At 66.7% G+C, this 2,960-nt stretch carries 4 protein-coding genes; 2 read left to right on the forward strand and 2 right to left on the reverse strand.

All coding sequences use genetic code 11. The features are described 5' to 3' along the window. The first annotated feature begins 45 nt into the window (after nucleotides 1–45). Nucleotides 46–399, forward strand: a complete 354-nt coding sequence (locus tag MJ783_RS23355; RefSeq protein ID WP_255720424.1) for a UBP-type zinc finger domain-containing protein — start codon at nucleotides 46–48, stop codon at nucleotides 397–399. 133 nt (nucleotides 400–532) lie between these two features. On the opposite strand, the gene MJ783_RS01095 is transcribed toward MJ783_RS23355, so the two are convergent. Next, entirely contained in the window at nucleotides 533–790 is a 258-nt protein-coding gene (locus tag MJ783_RS01095; protein ID WP_239308000.1) for a type II toxin-antitoxin system PemK/MazF family toxin, read from the reverse strand. Nucleotides 791–1,589: 799 nt separating this feature from the next. Continuing rightward, nucleotides 1,590–2,546, reverse strand: coding sequence for a DNA-processing protein DprA (locus MJ783_RS01100; RefSeq protein WP_239308001.1), 957 nt, complete (start codon nucleotides 2,544–2,546; stop codon nucleotides 1,590–1,592). Nucleotides 2,547–2,643: 97 nt separating this feature from the next. On the opposite strand from MJ783_RS01100, the gene MJ783_RS01105 reads away from it, so the two are divergent. Beyond that, nucleotides 2,644–2,960 (forward strand): type II toxin-antitoxin system Phd/YefM family antitoxin (locus tag MJ783_RS01105; RefSeq protein ID WP_239308002.1); only part of this gene is annotated, 317 nt, incomplete at its 3' end.

The raw sequence follows: 2,960 nt of genomic DNA on the forward strand, positions 1-2,960 counted from the left end.
AGGCACATGACCGGGCGAGGCACATGACCGAAGGGAGCCAGCCAGATGGCTGAGGTGAGCACGATCGACCCGGCTGCGCCACCGAGCGGGACGGGCTGCGCCGAATGCACCGCCGGTAACGGCCCCGGGTGGTGGTTCCATCTGCGCCGCTGCGCCGGCTGTGGCCACATCGGCTGCTGCGACTCCTCCCCCTCCCAGCACGCGAGCGCGCACGCGACCACGACCGGACATCGGTTGATCCGCAGCTTCGAGCCAGGCGAGACCTGGTTCTGGGACTATCAGACCCAGCAGTACTACGACGGGCCGCCGCTGGCGCCGCCCGAGCATCACCCACTGGGCCAACCGACGCCCGGCCCGGCCGGCCGGGTACCCGCCGACTGGCAGGAGCAGCTGCGCTGAGGGCGGCTGCCGTTCGTCGACAAGATCGGCGCGAGTTTGTCGTCAGGTACGCCTATCCGGCCGAAAACCGTACCTGACAACAAACAAACGCCGATCATCGCCTCCATGAAGGGTCACGTTCTGAAAGCCCGGTTCAGAAGTCGATCATCTGGGCCAGCACGGTGCGTACCTCGGCTATCTGCTCGACGTTCAGCCGGTAGAGCGGACCGCGACCGGTGAGCCGGTTGGCCGAGACAGTACGGACCTGTTCAGTGATGGCCCAGCTGGTGGGCTTCCCGGAGATGTCGATCCGGACCCGATGGACCCAGCCAGGCCGCTCCCGAGCGGTCAGCGGAAGGACGCTCACCAGCGCACCACCGGTCAGAGCCAGGTGGAAGCGGGAGGACACCACGAGGGCCAGAGGCTCCTGGCAACAGCGTCTCATCCGGCCCTGGGAGCCCTCGAATCGTCAGCAGTGCGCGCCCGTGTACGGGCATACGTCGGGATCGAAGTTCTCCTTGAGACCTTCGATGAAAAGCTTCGTCGGTTCTCTGCCGGGATCAAGCCATCGCGCCACCGAGAGCCGGTGACCTGATCGACACCCGCAGCCTTGAGTACGGCGGACGCCGACTGCAAACGCCCTCCGCCGACCCAGGTGTCCTCGAGCAGGAGGACATGGCGAGAGCCGGCGCCGCTGGGAGACAGGACGAAGTGCGCTGGATTGAACGACCGTTTATCACCGACCGTCTCGCTCACGTGCACGGGCACATGTGGGACTCGACCCATGAACTGTGAAGCAATCCGTGCGAGCGGATGCAGGCCCTGTCGGCCAGACAGCGACGGGACGTAGGCCCAGGCGTCCGGGTGCGTGCCGCCGCGGTCCGCGATGCAGTTCCAGTGCGCGACCACGGCGTAGGTCAGAAGAGACGCAACTAGCTGATAGCTCGTGGCACCGCCGCGCTTGTAGGCGTGCATCGTCTGCCCCGACTGCGCCCTCGGCCACGCGTAGGTGACGAATCCGAGGTGATCTGCCAGCCCGACGCTACCTACTCGCTCGGCACACCTATAGCAGGTGGGGAAGCCCGGGTTTGGGATACCTGCGCAGGTGCTGCAAGTAACTCCGGGTACCCATCGCGCATTGCGGAGGAACAAGCTTCCCGTTCTGCCAACGAGGTCGCGGAGTGTGTCAAGAGCGGGCGAGCGGGTGACCATCAGACAGTGATCTGACTGAGAACCGCTTCCAGTCGGCTCGGACGTTCGGCAAGCTCTTCGACCACGGCTCTCACCTCGGCGATCGACGATGCGACGTAGACGTCGGGATGACCGACGAGTTCCCTGCCCCACTGGGTGCTGTTGACGACGAGATCGGTCAGAATCACGGGCCGGCCGTGATGCACCGCCATCCGGGCCTGAATGCGGGCGCCGCTACGCTCCCCCGCCTCAACGACGATCGTGGTGATGCCGTAGCCGGACATCACCGCGTTACGCATCGGAAAGTTGTGCTGCTGAGGCGGCGCATCTGGCCAGAACTGTGACAGCACCAGCCCCGTCTCCGCGATGCGCTCCTGAAGTCCGCGGTTGCCGGCTGGGTAGCACCTGTTGATCCCAGTACCGATGACGGCCACGGTGCGTCCACCGCTGGCAATGGTGGTCTCGTGGGCAGCGGTGTCGATCCCCGCCGCGAGACCGGCAACCACGGTGAGCTCCATCGAAACCAGTGCGTCGGCGATGGACCTGGCCATCTGGAGGCCCCGCTCCGACGCCTCGCGCGAACCCACGACGGAGACGGCCTTGTCGTCGGCAAGCAGGCGGCCGCGGGCAAACAGAAACGGGGGAGCCTCGTGGATGTCGCGGACGCGGGCCGGATAGCACTCATCGACGATCGAGAGGAACTCCAGCCCGGCTGCATGCCAGGCACGGACCTCGCCCCGCGCTTCGTCGAGCAGTGTGGCGTGGTCGTCGTCGCCGAAGAGGCTTTCAGCGACGAGCTGTGCCCGCGCCGCCGCGACGCTCCCGTTCTCCAGGACAACACCGGCGAGCTGGAGCCAGTTGAGCCCGCGCGGTCGCTCTCGAAGCAGCGCGACGAGCTCTGCCTGCTCCTCGATGCCCGGCTGCGCCACGCCGCCAGCGTAGTGGACGCGAGTACCGCGGGATCGTAGTCGCCTCACAATGCAACCGAACATACGTGCGAATATACACCGACATCGCGCTCGTGGACTACCCCGGCCAGTTGACGCTTGACGCTGCGCCTGACGGAAGTCGATCATGTCAGGCATGACAGTTGGGCAGGCATCGATCAACGCTCGCGATCTCAGTCGTCACGCGGCGAGCGTGCTCGACCGCGTCGAGCACGGCGAGCGGCTGGTGGTGACGCGCGGCGGGGAACCGATCGCAGAGATCATCCCTATCGCCCGTACCCAACGCCTGGTCGCCCGCTGGGTACGGGACGGCCTCATCCCTGAACCTCCCCCGACGGGCTACGCCACGGCCGCGGCCGTGGCGAGCGCCGCACAAGGCCTGCCCTCGGTCCCGGCGGGCAGGACCGCCACAGACGTTCTGCACGACACGCGCGAGGACGAACG

The sequence above is a fragment of the Protofrankia sp. Cj3 genome, assembly GCF_917627355.1.
In the GTDB taxonomy this organism is placed as follows: Bacteria; Actinomycetota; Actinomycetes; order Frankiales; family Frankiaceae; genus Protofrankia.

Excerpts from the sequence above, each read along its gene's own strand:
- MJ783_RS23355 (WP_255720424.1), top strand. The coding sequence starts at position 46 with ATGGCTGAGGTGAGCACGATCGACCCGGCTGCGCCACCGAGCGGGACG.